Source organism: Martinezella sp. CNPSo 3732 (assembly GCF_057784515.1).
In genome coordinates, this window is sequence record NZ_JBXSOO010000005.1 from 165,539 (window position 1) to 183,136 (window position 17,598).

17 protein-coding genes are annotated in these 17,598 nt (G+C 61.4%); 4 read left to right on the top strand and 13 right to left on the bottom strand.

Translation table 11 applies throughout. The features are described 5' to 3' along the window. Window positions 1-2 precede the first annotated feature (2 nt). Window positions 3-908, top strand: coding sequence for a UTP--glucose-1-phosphate uridylyltransferase GalU (galU, locus tag AC13RM_RS13270; RefSeq protein ID WP_374821405.1), 906 nt, complete (start codon window positions 3-5; stop codon window positions 906-908). An 83-nt stretch (window positions 909-991) separates the two neighbouring features. Then, complete coding sequence (locus AC13RM_RS13275; RefSeq protein WP_113232933.1) at window positions 992-3,340, top strand: polysaccharide biosynthesis tyrosine autokinase; 2,349 nt, start codon at window positions 992-994, stop codon at window positions 3,338-3,340. On the opposite strand, the gene AC13RM_RS13280 is transcribed toward AC13RM_RS13275, so the two are convergent. From AC13RM_RS13280 to cbiE, 5 genes are all read right to left on the bottom strand, one after another. After that, window positions 3,337-4,233: a DMT family transporter gene (locus AC13RM_RS13280; protein WP_374821408.1), complete on the bottom strand. Its 897-nt coding sequence runs from the start codon at window positions 4,231-4,233 to the stop codon at window positions 3,337-3,339. The two genes, AC13RM_RS13275 and AC13RM_RS13280, sit on opposite strands and share 4 nt — an antisense overlap. A gap of 130 nt (window positions 4,234-4,363) precedes the next feature. Beyond that, on the bottom strand, window positions 4,364-4,924 hold the full coding sequence (locus AC13RM_RS13285; protein WP_374821411.1) for an NADPH-dependent FMN reductase: 561 nt from the start codon (window positions 4,922-4,924) through the stop codon (window positions 4,364-4,366). 268 nt (window positions 4,925-5,192) lie between these two features. Beyond that, window positions 5,193-5,630, bottom strand: a complete 438-nt coding sequence (gene nikR, locus AC13RM_RS13290; RefSeq protein ID WP_285171627.1) for a nickel-responsive transcriptional regulator NikR — start codon at window positions 5,628-5,630, stop codon at window positions 5,193-5,195. A gap of 79 nt (window positions 5,631-5,709) precedes the next feature. Next, complete coding sequence (gene cobM, locus AC13RM_RS13295; protein WP_374821414.1) at window positions 5,710-6,468, bottom strand: precorrin-4 C(11)-methyltransferase; 759 nt, start codon at window positions 6,466-6,468, stop codon at window positions 5,710-5,712. Between the two features lie 19 nt (window positions 6,469-6,487). Continuing rightward, window positions 6,488-7,729, bottom strand: a complete 1,242-nt coding sequence (gene cbiE, locus AC13RM_RS13300) for a precorrin-6y C5,15-methyltransferase (decarboxylating) subunit CbiE (RefSeq protein WP_488555170.1) — start codon at window positions 7,727-7,729, stop codon at window positions 6,488-6,490. Between cbiE and AC13RM_RS13305 the strand changes: the two genes are divergently transcribed. Continuing rightward, complete coding sequence (locus AC13RM_RS13305) at window positions 7,713-8,483, top strand: cobalt-precorrin-6A reductase (protein WP_488555171.1); 771 nt, start codon at window positions 7,713-7,715, stop codon at window positions 8,481-8,483. The genes cbiE and AC13RM_RS13305 overlap by 17 nt on opposite strands. On the opposite strand, the gene AC13RM_RS13310 is transcribed toward AC13RM_RS13305, so the two are convergent. From AC13RM_RS13310 to AC13RM_RS13335, 6 genes are read right to left on the bottom strand one after another with little or no spacing between them, the layout of a single operon-like run. Then, window positions 8,447-9,211, bottom strand: a complete 765-nt coding sequence (locus AC13RM_RS13310; RefSeq protein ID WP_488555172.1) for a precorrin-3B C(17)-methyltransferase — start codon at window positions 9,209-9,211, stop codon at window positions 8,447-8,449. The two genes, AC13RM_RS13305 and AC13RM_RS13310, sit on opposite strands and share 37 nt — an antisense overlap. After that, complete coding sequence (locus AC13RM_RS13315; RefSeq protein WP_488555173.1) at window positions 9,208-9,945, bottom strand: precorrin-2 C(20)-methyltransferase; 738 nt, start codon at window positions 9,943-9,945, stop codon at window positions 9,208-9,210. Before AC13RM_RS13315 ends, AC13RM_RS13310 begins: the two co-directional genes overlap by 4 nt. Beyond that, a complete protein-coding gene (locus AC13RM_RS13320; protein WP_488555174.1) occupies window positions 9,942-10,574 on the bottom strand; it encodes a precorrin-8X methylmutase in 633 nt (210 codons plus the stop codon). The genes AC13RM_RS13315 and AC13RM_RS13320 overlap by 4 nt, the downstream gene beginning before the upstream one ends. 2 nt (window positions 10,575-10,576) lie before the next feature. Continuing rightward, window positions 10,577-12,010, bottom strand: coding sequence for a precorrin-3B synthase (gene cobG / locus AC13RM_RS13325; protein WP_488555175.1), 1,434 nt, complete (start codon window positions 12,008-12,010; stop codon window positions 10,577-10,579). A gap of 48 nt (window positions 12,011-12,058) precedes the next feature. After that, complete coding sequence (cobF, locus tag AC13RM_RS13330) at window positions 12,059-12,835, bottom strand: precorrin-6A synthase (deacetylating) (RefSeq protein ID WP_488555176.1); 777 nt, start codon at window positions 12,833-12,835, stop codon at window positions 12,059-12,061. 57 nt (window positions 12,836-12,892) lie between these two features. Beyond that, a complete protein-coding gene (locus tag AC13RM_RS13335; RefSeq protein ID WP_113232823.1) occupies window positions 12,893-13,729 on the bottom strand; it encodes an AraC family transcriptional regulator in 837 nt (278 codons plus the stop codon). Window positions 13,730-13,848: 119 nt separating this feature from the next. Here AC13RM_RS13335 and AC13RM_RS13340 point away from each other — a divergent pair, with 119 nt between their 5' ends. Next, window positions 13,849-15,045: an MFS transporter gene (locus AC13RM_RS13340; protein ID WP_113232824.1), complete on the top strand. Its 1,197-nt coding sequence runs from the start codon at window positions 13,849-13,851 to the stop codon at window positions 15,043-15,045. A gap of 61 nt (window positions 15,046-15,106) precedes the next feature. On the opposite strand, the gene AC13RM_RS13345 is transcribed toward AC13RM_RS13340, so the two are convergent. After that, complete coding sequence (locus tag AC13RM_RS13345; protein ID WP_488555177.1) at window positions 15,107-16,357, bottom strand: D-amino acid dehydrogenase; 1,251 nt, start codon at window positions 16,355-16,357, stop codon at window positions 15,107-15,109. A 31-nt stretch (window positions 16,358-16,388) separates the two neighbouring features. After that, entirely contained in the window at window positions 16,389-17,522 is a 1,134-nt protein-coding gene (alr, locus tag AC13RM_RS13350) for an alanine racemase (protein WP_488555178.1), read from the bottom strand. Window positions 17,523-17,598: the final 76 nt, after the last annotated feature.

A 17,598-nucleotide genomic window follows, 5' to 3' on the forward strand; every position in this document is an offset into this window, starting at 1 on the left:
CCATGGACCCCAAACGTCGTGTGAGAAAAGCAGTCATCCCGGTTGCCGGCAATGGAACGCGCTTCCTGCCCGCCACCAAGGCGATGCCGAAGGAGATGCTGACGATCGTCGATCGTCCCGTCGTGCAATATGCCGTCGATGAAGCCATCGAAGCCGGCATCGAGCACATCGTTTTCGTCACCAGCCGCAACAAGTCGGCGATCGAAGACCATTTCGACGACACGCCGGAGCTGATTTCTTCGCTGCAAAGGGCAGGCAAGAACCATCAGGTCAGCGAGCTGGAACGCCTCCTGCCGCGGCCGGGCGCTGTCAGCTTCACCCGCCAGCAGGCTCCGCTCGGCCTCGGCCACGCCGTCTGGTGTGCCCGCCACCTGATCGGCAACGAGCCTTTCGCGCTGCTTTTGCCTGACATGCTCTGCTACGGCATTCGCGGCTGCATGGCCGGCTTGATGGATCTCTATAATGAGACCGGCGGCAATATCGTCGCCGTCGAGGAATGCGCTCCGGAAGAGACCTCGAAATACGGCATCATCGGCAAGGGCGAGTCCGTGCGCCATGGCTTTGCCGTGACCAAAATGGTCGAGAAGCCGCATCCGTCCGAGGCGCCTTCAAACTTTTACCTCAATGGCCGCTATATTCTGCAGCCCGAGATTTTCGACATTCTGGCCCGTCAGGAGCGCGGCGCCGGCAATGAGATCCAGCTGACCGACGGCATGCTGCGCCTTTCCGAGACGCAATCCTTCCATGCCCAGGTCTATAACGGACGTACGTTCGACTGCGGGTCCAAGCACGGCTTCATCGAAGCGAACGTCGCCTTCGCGCTCGCTCGCTCCGATATCGGCAGCTTGGTCTATGACTCGATCCGCAACATGGTCGTCTCGCACGAAGCGCAGATGACCGCCGCTTAAGCCTGTCACATTGTGGCCTGCGGCCGGGAAGGCCGCGGGCCATGGCTATTATTCATTCGGGCTTCTCCGACAAGGTGGTCGCCATGCATCAGAAGAACTTCACTTTCCACAGCGCTCTTCCACAAGCGGAGTCGCAGGATAGCTTTATCGATCTCGACCGGCTGATGGCCGTCGTGATCCGGCGCATCCGCACCATCATTTTCGCCGTGGCCGCTTTTGTCATTCTGGCCGTCGCCTATCTGCTTACTGCGACCTCGAGCTATACCTCGATGACGCAGATATTGCTCGACGAAAGCATGACGAAATATGCCGAGGATCAGCCGCCGGCGGCAAGCAGCCAGCAGGCGGACATGGAGATCGCCAGCGCGGTCGAAATCCTCAAATCGAACGAAATGGCGTTGCGCGTCGTCGACACGGCGGGCCTTGCGGACAACAATACGTTACTCAATCCGCCTGTGTCTCCGGCGGCGTTGCTCAAATCCGGCGTCAGCCTTATCGTCAGCGTCTTCACGCCCGGTCGCCCGCCTATGACGCCCGAGGAACAGCGGGAGGCTCAGCGTCAGAAGGTTGCTGCCGTTCTGCAGGACAATCTGAAGGTCGAGCGCGTCACGCGAAGCTCGGTCGTCGCCGTCTCCTTCAGTTCGACGGACAAGCGTCTCGCCGCCAAGGTTACGAGCGCTTATGCCGACGCTTATCTGACCGACCAGCTGAACGCCAATTTCGATGCGACCGAACGCGCTTCCGTCTGGTTGCAGGAACGCTTGAACGACCTGCGCCAGCGCGCCCAGGAGGCTTCGCTCGAAGTCGAGAGATACAAGGCCGACAATGGTCTGACGTCAACTGGCGGCGAACTGATGTCGGAACAGCAGATTTCCGACCTGAACAAACAGCTGATCATCGCGCAAGCCGATACGGCCAGCGCTGCCGCCCGTTACAATCAATATAAATCGATCATCGACCAGGGCCCTGACAACGCCGTCAAGAATGCGACCATCTCGTCGAGCTCGACCGACAATTCGGTGCTGCAGGATCTGAAGACGCGCTATCTCGCCGTCGAAAAGCGCGAACAGGATGTTACGCAGAATTTCGGCGCCGATCATCCGCAGGCAGTGGCGCTCAAGGCCGAGCGGCAGGACATCACCCGGCAGATCTATCAGGTCCTTCAGCAGCTCACTGCCAGCTACAAGAACGAGTATGATGTCGCTCAGTCGCGGGCGGAATCGCTGCGTGAAAGCATCGACAAGGTCGTCGGCAAGAATTCCGAGGCTAATAAGTCGTTGGTTCACCTGAATGAGCTGAACCAGAAGGCATCCGCGCTGAAGACGCTCTATGAATCCTATCTCGGCCGCTTCGAACAGGCGACGCAGCAGCGTTCCTTCCCGATCGCCAAGGCACGCGTCATCTCGGTGGCCGGGGTGCCGACCGCGCCGTCCAGCCCGAAGAAGACGCTCGTCATGGCGCTTTCGGTCATCCTCGGTCTGATGGTTGGCTGCGGTGTTGCTGCGTTCCAGGAGTTCCGCGACCGCTACTTCCGCGTCGAGGCCGACGTGCGGGCTGCTCTCGGTTTAAAGTTCCTGGGCTATCTGCCGCTGCTCGGCCAGCAGAGCAAGAGCAAGAGCAAGAAGAAGTCGCGCAAGGGTGATGCCGGAGCGGAGCCGATAACGGCGGAAGAGGGAGAAAACGGCGTCGCCTTCGAGCGCATAATGCGCATCTCCGTCGAAGCGCCGCGCTCGATCTTCGCCGAGACCTTGAGGAACGCCAAGCTCGCCAGCGACGTGATGCTGCAGGGCCGCGCCGACCGTGTCATCGGCGTCGTCTCGGCACTGCCGGGCGAAGGCAAATCGACGACGGCTGCCAATTTTGCCGCCCTGCTTGCGAGCAGCGGCAAGCGCACGCTGCTCATTGATGCCGACTTGCGCAATCCGGGTCTCAGCCGGACCCTGAAGACGCCGCCGCAGGCCGGCTTGATCGAGGCCGTGCTTGGCGAGGTGCCCTGGACGAATGCCGTGAAGGTCGATCCGCGCACCAAGCTTGCCATTCTTCCGGTCGCCGTGCGCGATCATCTGCTGCACACCAGCGAGCTTCTATCCTCGCAGGGCATGCAGCATCTGATGGAAAACGCCCGCAAGATGTTCGACTACATCATCGTCGATCTTGCGCCGCTTGGTCCCGTCATCGATGCAAAGGCCTTCGCGCCGCAGGTCGATGCCTTCCTGCTGGTGACCGAATGGGGCGCAACGCCGACCAATCTGGTGCGTGATGTTCTCGAGCAGGAGCCGCAGATCAACTCGCGCATCCTCGGTGTGATCCTCAACAAGACCGACATGTCGGAACTGCCGCGCTACAGCGATTTCGGCGGAACGGAGCGCTACCGGCAGAAATATGTGAGCTACTACACCGAGGTGCAGCCGCGTGCCCAGGTGGATGCTTAGCCTGCTGATGCCTTGCCGGTCTTGAGCCGGGTTCTCGCCAGGACATGCTCGCGCCAGATCGTGAATATGCCCGCCGCAACAACGATGAGTGCGCCTAGGATCATGGGCGCGCTCAGCTTTTCGCCGAATATCATGACACCGATAATGGCGGAAAAGACGAGCTGCAGATAGGTCAGCGGCTGGATCACCACCGCGTCCAGCATGTCGTAGGCTCGGATGAGGAAATAATGGCTCGAAACGCCGGTCAGGCAAAGAATGCCCATGAAGATCCAGTCATGGGGCGCAAGCGACGTCCAGAAGAACGGCCCGATGCAGGTCATGGCGATCGCGCCCACCACGCCCGTATAGAAAAAGCTGGTCATTGCGCCGTCCTCGCGGCTGACATAGCGTGTCAGGACGACGTAGAGCGAAAATAGCAATGCGCCGAAGAGCGGCACCAGGAAGCGTGCATCGAAGACACCGCTTTCCGGCTTCAGAATCAACAGCACGCCGACGAAGCCGAAGCAGATCGCCAGCCATCGCCGCCAGCCGACCTTCTCGCCGAGGATCGGGATGGACAGCAAGGCCACCATCAGCGGACCGGATGAAAAGATCGCCTGGGAATGGGCAAGGCCAACAATGACGAAGGACGAGATAGCGACGACGATCTGTGCGGCGAGCAACAGGCCTCGGGCAATCTGCAGGACAGGGCGCTTGGTCCTGGCGTTGCGCCGCAAGCCGCCCGGTGCGCGCGAAGCCATCGCGATGGCGAAAAGCATGAAAGCCCAATAGCGGATCATCGCCACCAGAAGCGGCGGATACGCGCTGACAAGGTGCTTGGAGATGCCGTCCTGTATGGCGAATATGCTGATTGCCAACAGCGTGAAGACGTAACCGGTACTATTGGATTTCATGGCTTTCGAAGGAAGACGATGTGCGAGGCCCCGGAGGCGCCGGGACTCGGCACCGCATTCACATTAGGTCATTCATCGGTTCAATCATAGGCTCCATGTCTGCGGTCCGGCCCACTCGCAGAGCCGCACATCAGCCCTTTTTGCGATCCGCGACGAAAGCCGTGAAGCCATCGATGAAAGCCGCAAGATTATGCTTCACTTTCTCGTCGATGATTGCGCCATCGGCATCAAAGACACTGCCGGCGCGTGACACCATCAGCCGACCGCCGAACCAGGCTTCGGCGCCGAGCGTGCGCAGCACTGTCAACCAGGCGTTCTGGCTGAGGATGGTGCCGAAATTGCCCGGCGAAGCTCCGAGGACGGCGATCGGCTTTCCGCCGAAAACCTGGGCGATGTCGGTGGAGGGCCGGCTCATCCAGTCGATAGCGTTCTTGAAGACGCCCGGAAGCGAATTGTTGTACTCCGGCGTAAACAGGATCAGCCCATCGGCTGAAATGGCGAGGTCCTTGAGTTCCTGTACTTTTTCCGGAATGCCATCCGCAGCCTCGAGATCGGCGTCGTAGAGCGGTACGCCGTGAATGGTGCGGGCGATCAGCTCGACGCCGCTTGGTGTCAATTCGACGGCCGCATGCAGCAGGGCCGTGTTGAAGGAGCCTTTACGCAGGCTGCCCGATATGCCGAGTATCTTCATCGCTTCCCCCATTTGCCGTGATGGGAAGACATTTATGCTTCGCCGCCCTTCGTCAAGGCCTGACGGAATCTTATGTGGTGAGTAACGACTTCGGTTTGACCGTGCTTGCCGCCCGGGAGGCATGATCCGGATCGGCGCTGAGGCCGATGCTGGAAGCCGCCGGCATCACTGGCCCTGTTGAGCCGCTTGGTTTTGGTTGTCGCTCCCGGGGAGCATCGCCTATGTCATCAGCGCTGACTGAGTAGTCCGCGGGCAACTTGCCGCCCGCTCAGTCATGCGAATGGGTTTCGCGGTGGTCTGCGCCGTCGTCCGATGGAATGATGTGCAGGTTCCCGAAGCGTACGCCGCGCTGTGTCACGACGCTGTCGGCAAAGGTCTTTATTTCGTCCACCTTACCCTTCAGCACGGAGACTTCCAGGCAATCTTGCCCATCGATATGAACATGAAGCGTCGAGACTGAAAGATCGTGGTGATCGTGTTGCGCTGTCGTCAGCCGGCGCGACAGGTCGCGGGTCTCGTGTTCATAGACATAGGCAAGGGCTGCGTAGCATCTCGCTTCGCCATCTATGGTCGGTTGCGCGCGGGTCACGGCATCGCGGACGAGATCGCGCAAGGTTTCCGAGCGGCTGGCATAGCCACGCTGCGCGCTGATCTTGTCGATCGTCTCCAGAAGATCGTCGTCGATGGTGATGGTAATCCGCTGCATGTCCCGATCCTCTTTCGACCCGTGGCTTGCCGTGATCGACTAGAGGAAATTTCGAGCGGATTTGCAACGGTGCCCGGCGTTATTGGCGGCCACGGAAACGACGCTGATAGGTAGGATCGTAGAGCGAGCTTTCGCGGAAATCGCTGGCGCCAAGCGATGCACCGACGAAGATCAGAGCCGTGCGCTCGATCGGATCGGCGGCGACCTTCGCTTCGATCGTGGCAAGCGTCCCACGAATGATCCGCTCATCGGGCCAGGAGGCCTTGACGACGATCGCAACCGGGCAATCCGCGCCATAAAGCGGCGTCAGATCCTCGACGACGTCTTTGAGCGCATGGATTGCAAGGTGGATGGCGAGCGTGGCGCCGGTCGCGCCGAATTTCGCCAGCGTCTCATTGTTCGGCATCGGCGAGGCACGGCCTGAAACGCGGGTGAGAACAAGGCTTTGAGCTATGGCCGGGATGGTCAGCTCGCGACCGAGCGCCGAAGCGGCAGCTGCGAAAGCGGGCACGCCTGGGGTCATCGTATAGTCAATGCCATGCTGTTCTAGCCTGCGGATCTGCTCGGCGACCGCGCTCCAGACCGAGAGATCGCCCGAATGCAGGCGCGCGACATCCTCGCCGGCTGCCGTGGCTTTCAGATATTCCGCCTCGATCTCGTCAAGCGACATCGGCGCCGTATCGATAATGCGGGCGCCGGGTGGGCAATATTGCAGCAGTTCCGGCGAAACGATCGAGCCGGCATAGAGGCAGACCAGGCACTTGCCAATCAGATCCCGTCCGCGCACCGTGATCAGGTCAGCGGCTCCTGGGCCTGCGCCAATGAAATGCACCGTCATCGCTCTACCTCGTTCTGAATTATGGCTTGGTCCACGACCATTGCGTTACGGGCATGGCCGGCCGCCAGCCGGTCATGCGGCCGACAGGTGCGGTGCGGGCAATGTCGATGCGGATCAAGGAGCCGCCGCGGCGTGCCTGCTCGGCCAGCAGAAGCGCTTCCATTTCCGTCGTGACGGCATTGGCGACCAGCCTGCCGCCGCTTTTCAATTCGACGATAGCGGCCTCAAGCACGCCGGCATCGCTGCCACCCCCGCCAATGAAGATCGCATCGGGCGCAACGAGGCCGGAAAGAGCCGCCGGTGCCTCGCCTTCGACGATCACCAGGCCCGGCACGCCGAAATTGCCGGCATTGCGACGGATACGTGCCGCGCGCTCGGGCGACGCCTCGATGGCAATGGCGCGCAGCGACGGATCGGCGAGCATCCATTCGATGCCGATCGAACCGGAACCGGCGCCGATATCCCAGAGTAGCTCACCATAACGTGGCGCCAGCGCGGATAGCGTCATCGCGCGGATCTCCCGCTTGGTGATCTGGCCGTCATGTTCGAAAAGCTCGTCGGCCAGGCCCGCGCTCAGCGGCAAAATACGCGCGCCGGCTTCCGCCTTGACCTCGATGCCGCAGATGTTCAGATCGTTGACGTCGGAGAGGGCAAAGTCAGCCGCAGTTTGCCGGGAGACTTTCTCGTGGGCGCCGCCAAGCGCTTCCAGAACCGTAAGCTCGGATGGGCCAAAGCCGGAGCTTTGCAGCAGGGAGGCCACCGTGCCAGGACCCTCGCCGTCCGATGTCAGCGCCAGGATTTTGCGGCCGGCATGTAGATGCGGCCGGATGAGATCGATCGGCCGTCCGTGCAGCGAGAGAACCGTCGTCTCCTGCAAGGGCCAGCCGAGGCGCGATGCGGCGAGGCTGAAGGAGGAGGGCGCCGGGATCACAGTCATTTCAACGGCTGGAATGTGCCGCGAAAGTGTCGCGCCGACGCCATAGAAAAACGGATCGCCGGAGGCGAGAACCACCGTCGACTTGCCGCGCCGGGCAAGCACCGCCTCGACGGATTTTTCGAATGGCGAAAGCCATTGATGCGTTTCGCCAGAGATCAGCGAGCTCATCAACTCGATATGGCGCGTCCCGCCGAAGACGACCGGCGATGAGGCGATCAGCCGCTTGGCTTCGTCGCCGAGACCGGCTGGACCGTCTTCGCCGATGCCGATAAGAGTGAGCCAGCGTTGAATTGAAGGTGTCTCAGCCATGGGCAAGGCCCGCATTCTGATCCTCGGCGGCACCACGGAAGCCCGCGCGCTGGCGACGGCTCTTGCCTCGCGAGCGGATTTCGAGGTCATCCTGTCGTTTGCCGGACGAACCGCCGATCCGGCGCCCCAGCCCGTTCCGGTGCGCAGCGGCGGTTTCGGCGGCGCTGAGGGGCTTGCCCGCTATGTCAGCGACAAAGAGATCGACCTGTTGGTAGATGCCACGCATCCTTTTGCAGCCCGCATCTCGGCCAATGCCGCAGCGGCTGCTGCTCAATGCCATGTGTTCGCTTTCGCGCTGCGCCGTCCCGCATGGGTGCCGGTCGAAGGCGATGATTGGCTTTCCGTGCACAGCGTTTCGCAAGCTATCGCTACACTTGGCGCCAAGCCCTTGCGTGTCTTCCTTGCAACCGGCCGTCAGGAGGCGCATCAGGCGAACGCCGCGCCGCAGCACCATTATTGGGTCCGCAGCGTCGATCCCGTCGAGCCGCCGCTGACGGTGCCGCATGTCAGCTACATTCACAGCCGGGGTCCGTTTCGCCTGGCCGACGAGCTTGACATGCTGCGACAGCATCAGATCGAGGTCGTCGTCGCCAAGAACAGCGGCGGTGACGCGACCTACGGCAAGATCGAGGCCGCAAGGCATCTCGGCATCAAGGTAATCATGATCGAGCGCGCCGAGACCGCCGGCTTGCCGGTGGTCGAAACGGTGGATGCTGCGCTCGATCGGATCGATCATTTCGTCTCTTCCCTAATGAACCGCGGCGTATAAACCAGATCCGGGCGTCCTTCGCGGGCAATGATGCGGGTTTCGGCCGAGCCGATGATGACGCAGGTTGCCATATCTGCTTGTGACGCCTCTGCGTCGCCAAGCCGTGCCACTGTCATGCGCTCGTCAGGACGGCCCGCGGCCCGACCGAAGATGACAGGCGTTTCACCGGGCAGTACGGCGCGCAGAATTTCGAAGGCTTTGCCGAGCTGCCAGGGGCGCGCCTTGCTGATCGGATTGTAGAGCGCGATCACAAAGCCCGCTTCGGCGACGGCGCGAAGACGACTCTCGATCAGCGGCCAAGGCTTCAGATTGTCCGAAAGCGAGATGGCGCAAAAATCGTGGCCGAGCGGCGCGCCGATGCGCGCAGCGACTGCAAGCATGGCTGTTATGCCGGGCACGACGATGAGGTCGATTGCGCGCCATTCTGCCGGACCGTGATCGATCGCCTCGCAAACGGCGGCCGCCATGGCAAAAACGCCGGGATCGCCGCCAGAGACGACGCAGACATTGACGCCCGCTGCCGCCCGCTGCAGCGCCACCTTGGCGCGGTCCAGCTCCTCGCGATTGTCCGATGCGTGACGGATCTGGTCGTCGCGGAGCGTCAGGCGGTCGAGATAGGGACCGTAACCGTAAAATTCATGAGCGTCGGCAACAGCAGCCAACGCCTCCGGCGTCGTCTGCTCAGGCTTGCCGGGGCCAGTGCCGATCACGTAGAGCCGCCCGCTCATGGTCTGCTTTCCCAGCCAGGAACCAGAACCAACGAGAAATAAGGTGCCTCGGCATCGTCGCGGCTGGCAAGTGGTGTCATGGCGCCGTTCGCCATCGTGCCGCGCTCGACATAAATCGCTTCTTCCAGCCGGCCGGCGGCATCGAGCGCGCGGCGGATTTTTGGCAGATTGCGGCCGACCTTCATGATGACGGCCGCTTGCGTGTCGCCCAGGCGGCGGGTGAGCTCAGCCTCTGCCATCGTTCCCGGCAGCACGGAGAGAACGTCGTCTCCCTGCACCATCGGCAAGCCGGCGAGCGACCAGCAGCCGGACATGGCCGTCACGCCCGGAATGACCTCTGTGGGGAAGCGATTGGCAAGGCGCACATGTAGGTGCATATAGGAGCCGTAAAACAGCGGATCGCCTTCGCTGAGCACGGCAACCGTCTTTCCCTCACGCAGATGCGCCGCCACCATTTCGGCCGAGGCGTCATAGAAAGCGGTGATCTGACTGAGATATTCCGATGCGTCCTTATCGATCTCGGTCGTGACCGGATAGTAGAGCGGCAGCAATTTTACATCGGCTCTCAGAAGCTCGCCGACGATGGCCTTGCCGTTGCCGCCTCTGCCCTGTTTGGCAAAATAGGCGATTACATCGGCACGCTCTAACGCCTTGACGGCCTTGACCGTCAGCAATTCCGGATCGCCGGGGCCGGTGCCGACACCGATCAGACTTCCGTTGGATGGTGCGCTCATAGGCCCGGCCTCGCAAGAGCGTTGAGGGCGGCTGCCGTCATCGCACTGCCGCCAAGCCGGCCGCGCACGATGGCAAAGGGAACGCCGTAGGAGTTTTCAGCAAGTGCATCCTTCGATTCCGCCGCGCCGACAAAGCCGACGGGCATGCCGATGATCGCGGCCGGTTTCGGCGCGCCATCGCGCAGCATTTCCAGAAGGTGGAAGAGGGCGGTGGGGGCATTGCCGATGGCAACGACGGAGCCGGCAAGGCGGTCTGTCCAAAGATGCATGGCGGCGGCCGAGCGCGTGTTGCCGATGGTTTTGGCGATCTCAGCCGTGCGCGGATCCTGCAAGGTGCAGATCACTTCGTTGGCGGCAGGCAGGCGGGCGCGGGTCACGCCACGGGCGACCATTTCCGCATCGCAAAAGATCGGCGCACCGTTAGTCAGCGCCTTGCGGGCGGATGCGACAAAATCGGAAGAGAAGAAAAAATGTTCTGCGGCTTCCACCAGTCCGCAGGCATGGATCATGCGGACTGCGACATTGGCCTCGGCTTCGGGAAAACGCTGGAGATCGGCTTCGCTGCGGATGATCGCAAAGGAGCGTTCATAGATCGCATCTCCCTCGCGGATATAGTCATAGTCAGGCATTTCTATCCCTGTCGTAAAGCCGTCGCGATTGCGTCCCGGCCGAGCCGTTTAAGACACTGCTGTGCCGATTCGCCAGCAGCTTTGTTGTTTCGCACCAGTTCTCCGAGCGCAGCCAACGCTGGTTTCAGGTCTTCCTTGTGGATGTAAGCCACCGGCTCTGATGATGATGACCCATTTACGACAATAGCATAGCCCGTTGCAGCACCGACAATGGTCAGCATTGCCGGAGACGGGTGAGCACAGCCTTTCGTGCAGCCGGACAGATGTACCTTGAGCGAGCCGTCAAGCAGGTCGGCGCCCAATTTGATGAGATCGGCCGCCGCCTGCCTCGTCGAATAATGCGCAGAGGCGCATGCTCCGGCACCTGAACACGGGATTGCATAATTGGCCGGATCGTCAGCGCGCGTCTGGAAGTCGCAATCAACTGCCGTGGCTAGGATGTCTTCAATGCGATCGCGAGGAAGCCCGAGCAATAGCAGGCTGTGCGCCGGCCCCGTCCGAATATCATGCACTCCCGCCACCTCAGCCGCGTCGAGAAAGCGAATGAGATCTTGGGCGTGGATGCGACCGAAGGCCGGTCGTAGGCCGAGGGCCGAATGCTGCTTGCCGAGCGGGATGAGCCCGAGAGAGGTCGGGGTAGCGCTTTCGACGGGTGAGAAACGGGAGGCGGCCGGAAGCTGCGCTTGCAAAGAGCCAATGTCCAGATCGCGGCCGCGAGCGCGAGGACCGATTGCGGTCAATGCTTTGACCAAGGTGATGACGCCAGGAATCACTTGTTCGTCGGTCAAGTTGGCAAGCGGCGTGGCCGTCGCCTGTGTTCCGGCAATCGCAAGCTCCCACAGTTGACTGCCATTTACGGCGTTGATCGCCTTCAAACGGATATCCGCCGAAATTTCATCGAGGATCACCCGGCCGCCGCCGTCAACGATAATGGCGAGCTTTGCAGCCAGCAATGGCTTGGGATGAAGTGCATCGATGGCGCTTCGCAGGCGCTCAGAAAGCCCGCGTGCATCAGCAATCTCGGACGGATCGACACCGCTGAGCGGCGGGACTTCGATCGCGACGCCGGTCTCCGGCACGATGCCGGCGCGGTCGATATCGGCAGCCAGTCCCGGCATGCTTTGCGGTGTCATACCGCGCAGCTGAAAATTGCCCCGCGCGGTGATCTCGATCAGACCGTTGCCATGCTTTTCTGTAGCCTCGGCCAAGGCGCGAAGTTGAGCGACGGTGAGGCCCGGCGTTGATGGCCGCAGGCGTACGAGCAAACCGTCGCCCGTCTGCATCGGCGCGCTCAAGGAGGGGCAGGCACCGCGAACCATGGAGGGTAGGGGCGACGCAACGCCATCCTCGGCAGCTCCCCTCTCAGAGAAGCATGCCTGGTCCTCCATTGTCTGCGTGTCGGCCGCAACCATAAAACTGCCCTTCATAAGGGACATTTCCTTGCACAAACCGGATCGGCGGGCAAACGATTTGGTATTCGGCGCTTATTCGAGATCGTCGAAATCCTGGCCCTTGCGCATGAGATAGATATCCATGATCCATCCGTGCCTGGCGCGGGCTTTGGCGCGGGTCGCGAGAATGCGCTCGGAAACGTCAGCCAGCTTGCCGGCGATCGTGATCTCATCCCGAGTGCCGAGATAAGCTCCCCAATAGATATAGGCATCGGGATCATCGATTTTGCTGAAGGCCTGCTCGCCGTCGAGCATGACGACGGCCGTTTCGGCAATGCCCGGAAAGCTCTCGGCCAGCCGCCGGCCGGTGGTGATCTGCACTGGCTTGCCGACGAGGTTAAGCGGGATGCGATGGCTTGCCGTCAGCGCCTGGATACTGGTGATGCCGGGAATAACGCTGTAATCGAGAGCGACTATGCCGCGACCGACGACACGCTCGAGAATACGCAACGTGCTGTCATAAAGGCCGGGATCGCCCCAGACGAGAAAGGCAGCACTCTCTTTTTCCGTCAGATGTTCCAGAAACAGCCGCTCATAGGTCGCGGAAATCGCGTCATGCCATTCATCGACACTCTGCACATAGCTACGGTCAGCGGTCTTGCGTGAAGGCACGTCATAGTCAACGAAACGCGTGGTCGGATTGGTGACATAGCGCTGGCAGATGTCGCGCCTGACATCGGCGAGTTCCGTCTTGGCGGCGCCCTTGCTGGGAATGAGGATGACATCGGCCGAGTTCAGCGCATTGATCGCCTGCACGGTCAGATGTTCGGGGTTTCCAGTGCCGATACCGACGATGTGAATATGCCGCATGTGCCCTCGCTCTTCAGGGCTGTTTGCCGGAAGCGCACGATCATTTCAAGAGGAGCTTCAGGCCGATTGCCGCTCAAGGGTCCAGCGATTGGCCATATAGCTGCGCGGCGAGGTGCCGAGCATGCGCCGGAACATGGTGGTGAAGGCCGCCACACTCTCATAGCCCGCCTCGAGCGCGACATTGGTGACGGGTTGACCCTCGGCGAGCTGCGGCAGGCAGGCAAAGACGCTCGCCTGCTGTCGCCATGTGGTGAAGCTGATGCCGGTTTCCTTGCGGAACTGTCGGGTGAAGGTGCGGCGGCTCACCGAAAGCTTGTCGGCCCAATCGTCCAATCTGGCGTTGGGCGATGGCGTGGATAGATAGTCGCGGCAGAGCGCGGCCATCCGACGGTCGGACGGGAAGGGGAGACCGAGGGGCCGTTCCGGCAGCGTCGCGATCTCCTCGACGAGAAGAGATAGGACCAGCCTTGCCTTTCGATGAGTGACCGGCGCCTCCCGTAGCCGAATGGCTTCCAATAGCAGGCTGCGGGCGAGGTCCGTCACTTCGACGACGCGCGGGGCCTCATCCTTCGGCGGCGGGCCGCGCGGTGTCACGTAGACGGATTTCATGCTGACATCGCTCAGGATCTCGATCGAATGTTCCAGCCCGACGGGAATGAAAAGGGCATGGCCGGGTGGCACCATCCAGCGGCCGCGCGCCGTCATGATCAAGGCGACGCCGGCGAAGATGCAAAGCAGCTGGGTGCGGCGGTGGTGATGCCAGGGAACCGTGTAGCCCTGCGGCGGCTCGGCGCTATGGACGAGCACGTCGGCCGGCGATTCCTCCATCCAGCGCATGTTTCGAACATGGTCGTCGTCGAGGGTTGCCAGCAACTGTTTCGATAGCTTTTCCATTTTGGCCCAATCGAGAAACTATTGGACCAAAACACGAAAGAAGGACATTCGCAAGCCGTGCTAAAGGCGGATCAAGTCATATCGTCGGCAAGCCTCGCCGGCGCAGGAGGATTCCCCACATGGTTGCGGAAGTTGCGGGTACCCAGGCCCGATATCAAAAGACGACGATGTCGATTGTTATGGCGGTCAGCACCTGTCATCTGCTGAACGATACGATGCAATCGCTGCTGACATCGCTCTATCCGATGTTCAGAGAGAATTATGCGCTCGATTTCGTGCAGATCGGCCTGTTGACGATGATGTTCCAGATCACCGCCTCGCTGCTGCAGCCGGTTGTCGGCATCGTCACCGACAAATGGCCGATGCCCTATTCGCTGCCCGTCGGCATGGTCAGCACCTTTGCAGGCTTGCTGCTGCTCGGTTACGCCGGCAGTTTCGGCGTGCTCTTGATCGCCGCAAGCCTGATCGGTTTCGGTTCGGCCGTCTTCCATCCGGAGGCTTCGCGTGTTGCACGGCTGGCGTCGGGAGGACGCCACGGTCTGGCGCAATCGCTCTTCCAGCTCGGCGGTAACGCCGGTTCGGCGATCGGTCCGCTGATTGCCGCTTTCTTCGTCCTGCAGCACGGCCAGAAGAGCGTTGCATGGCTTTCGGTGCTGGCCGTCATCGGCTTCATCGTTCTGAGTTGGGTCGGCAACTGGTTCATCAATCATCGCCGCCAGCAGTCGGCACGTCCCGCCCCGAGCCGCGCCTTGCCGATCGCGCGCAACAAGGCGATGTGGGCGCTTGCCATCCTCATCCTGCTGACGGCAACGAAGAACGTCTACATGGCGAGCATATCCAGCTATTTCACCTTCTACGTCATCGACAAGTTCCATCTCGATGTCCGCGATGCACAGCTGATGCTGTTCCTCTTCCTCGGCTCGGTTGCCGTCGGCACGATCATGGGCGGGCCGGTAGGCGACCGCTTTGGTGCGCGTTTCGTGATCTGGTTCTCGATCCTCGGCGTCATCCCGTTTGCGCTTTTGATGCCCTATGCGAACCTGTTCTGGACCTGTGTCCTCACTGTCGTCATCGGTCTTGTGCTTGCCTCCGCCTTCCCGGCGATCGTGGTCTTTGCGCAGGAGCTGATCCCCGGCCGCGTCGGGCTGATCGGCGGTATCTTCTTTGGCTTTGCCTTTGGTGCCGGTGGACTTGGCGCGGCGTGGCTTGGCGATTTTGCCGATGCGCGCGGCATTCCCTTCGTCTACACGATCTGCTCGTATCTGCCGCTGCTGGGATTGTTCACGATCTTCCTACCGCGAATCCCGCGGCATTGATCGCGACCGGCGGGCGATCAGCCCGCCGCTGTCCTTGAGCGCTTATGCGCAAGCCTGCTTGTCAGGCGTAGCGGCTGATGGCGAGGTCGGTGGCGTCGATATCAGGTTTGCGGCCGCTGACGAGATCGCTGATGACGCGTGCCGAACCGGAACTCATGGTCCATCCGAGCGTACCGTGACCGGTATTGAGGAACAGCCCCTTGATCTTGGTCGGTCCGATCACCGGCGTTCCATCTGGCGTCATCGGCCGCAGGCCCGACCAGAAGGAGGCCTTGGCAACGTCGCCGCCCGGGAAGAGATCGGTCACGGAATGCTCGAGCGTCCGGCGCCGCGCAAGGCCTAGGTCATTGGTATAGCCGGAGATTTCCGCCATGCCGCCGACGCGGATGCGGTCGCCAAGCCGGGTGATGGCGATCTTGTAGGTTTCGTCCATGACGGTCGATTCCGGCGCGCGCGAGGCATCGGTGATCGGGATCGTCAGCGAATAACCCTTGACCGGATAGACGGAGAGGCTGATGTCGAGCGGCTTCAGCAAAAGCGGCGAATAGCTGCCGAGCGCGACAACGATCGCATCGGCATCCACGCGTCCAAGATTCGTCATCACGCCACGTACTTGGTTGCCCTCGACGTCGAGCCCCTTGATCATCGTGCCGTATTGGAACTTCACGCCGAGCTCGATCGCCTTTGCGGCAAGTGCGTTGGTGAACTTGAAGCAGTCGCCGGTCTCGTCCTTCGGCGTCAGCAGCCCGCCGACGATCTTGCTGCGAACATGTCGGAGCGCCGGTTCGACGCGAATACAGCCATCGGGATCGAGCACCTCATACGGAATGCCGTCGGCCGCAAGAGCCTTGACGTCCTTGGCGGATGCATCGAGCTGCGCGTGCGTGCGGAAGAGCTGCAGCGTGCCCTGCATGCGTTCGTCATAGGCAATACCCGTCTCTTCACGAAGTTGGGCGAGCGAAATGCGGCTGTAATCGGCAAGGCGCAGCATACGGCTCTTGTTGATCGCATAGCGTTCCGACGTGCAGTTCGACAGCATCTTGACGAGCCATGAGAGCATGGCGCCATCGACCTTCGGGCGCAGGATGAGGGGCGCATGGTGCATGAACAGCCACTTGATCGCCTTCATGGGAATGCCGGGCGCGGCCCAAGGCGAGCAATAGCCGAAGGAGACTTCGCCGGCATTGGCGAAGCTCGTCTCCAGCGCCGGTCCCTGCTGCCGGTCGATGACCGTGACTTCATGGCCGGCCTTGGCAAGCTGATAGGCTGACGTCACGCCGATGATGCCGGCACCCAGAACGACGACTTTCATGATGTCCTCAGAGACTTGAGAGATGGGAAGATCAGCGATATTGACGATGAAAGCGATGGCCGAGACTGGTCAGGATTTCATAGGAAATCAAGTCGGCGTCGCGCGCGAGATCATCCAGGGTTTGATGATCTCCGAGAACCTCCACCATGCTGCCGAAAGACAGTGCGCCTTCGGGCAAGGCGGTGATATCGATTGTCGTGCTGTCCATCGAGACGCGGCCGATGATCGGCAGACGAACGCCGTTATAATAGACCGCGCCACGATCGCTGAGGCTGCGCGGCAAGCCATCGGCATAGCCGGCGGCGATCGTCGCGAGTCGGGTCTGGCCTTTCGTCACATGCACGCCGCCATAGCCGACCCGCGCGCCCTCTGGAACGGTTCGCGTCTGCACCACGGCAACTTCGAGCCGAACGACGGCCTCCATGGGGTTGGCAACGCCACCGGTTGGAGCGCCGCCGTACAGCGCAATCCCCGGCCGCGCCAGTACGCCGTGGAAATCTCCGCCAAGAAAGATGCCGCCGGAATTCGCGAACGAAACATCGTACTGCGGAAACTCCGCTGCAACGCGACGCATTTCGGTAAGCTGATCGCCGTTTTGCCTGCTGTCGGCCTCATCTGCGGAGGCGAGGTGGCTCATGATGAACAGGATATCGATGTCGTCGGATGTCCGCAGGTGAGCTACGACCGCGCTACGATCCTCCGGCGGTATGCCGAGCCGCGACATGCCGGTATCGAATTGGAGAACCGCGGGGAGCCTGCGCTGAAGAGAGCGTGCCGTCTGCGACCATTGCTGCAGCTGATCGAGGGAATTGATGACAGGCACGATACCGCCGTCGGCGCAGGTGGCCTCATTGCCGGGCAGCAGGCCGTTCAGCACGAAGATCGTTGCGTCGCTGGGGAGTTGCGGGCGCAACCGCAGCGCCTCGATGAAATGGGCGACGAAGAACGAGCGGCAACCGCGCGCATAGAGCGCTTTCGATACTTGGCTGGCGCCAAGCCCATAGGAATCGGCCTTGACGACGGCGGCCGTCTTCGCCGGCGCGACGATGGCGGATAGCTTGTCGTAATTCCGGCATAGCGCGGCCAGATCGACCGTCAGATAGCCACATGCTCCACTATCCATCGCCAACTTTGGCGCCCGAGAATCCACAATGCCGCCGTCCATGTCCGCCCTCGCTTCTTTAAAGGCAGATTATTGAAAGGATCGTGAAATTGTTCACCAAACAGTGATTGATTATTGT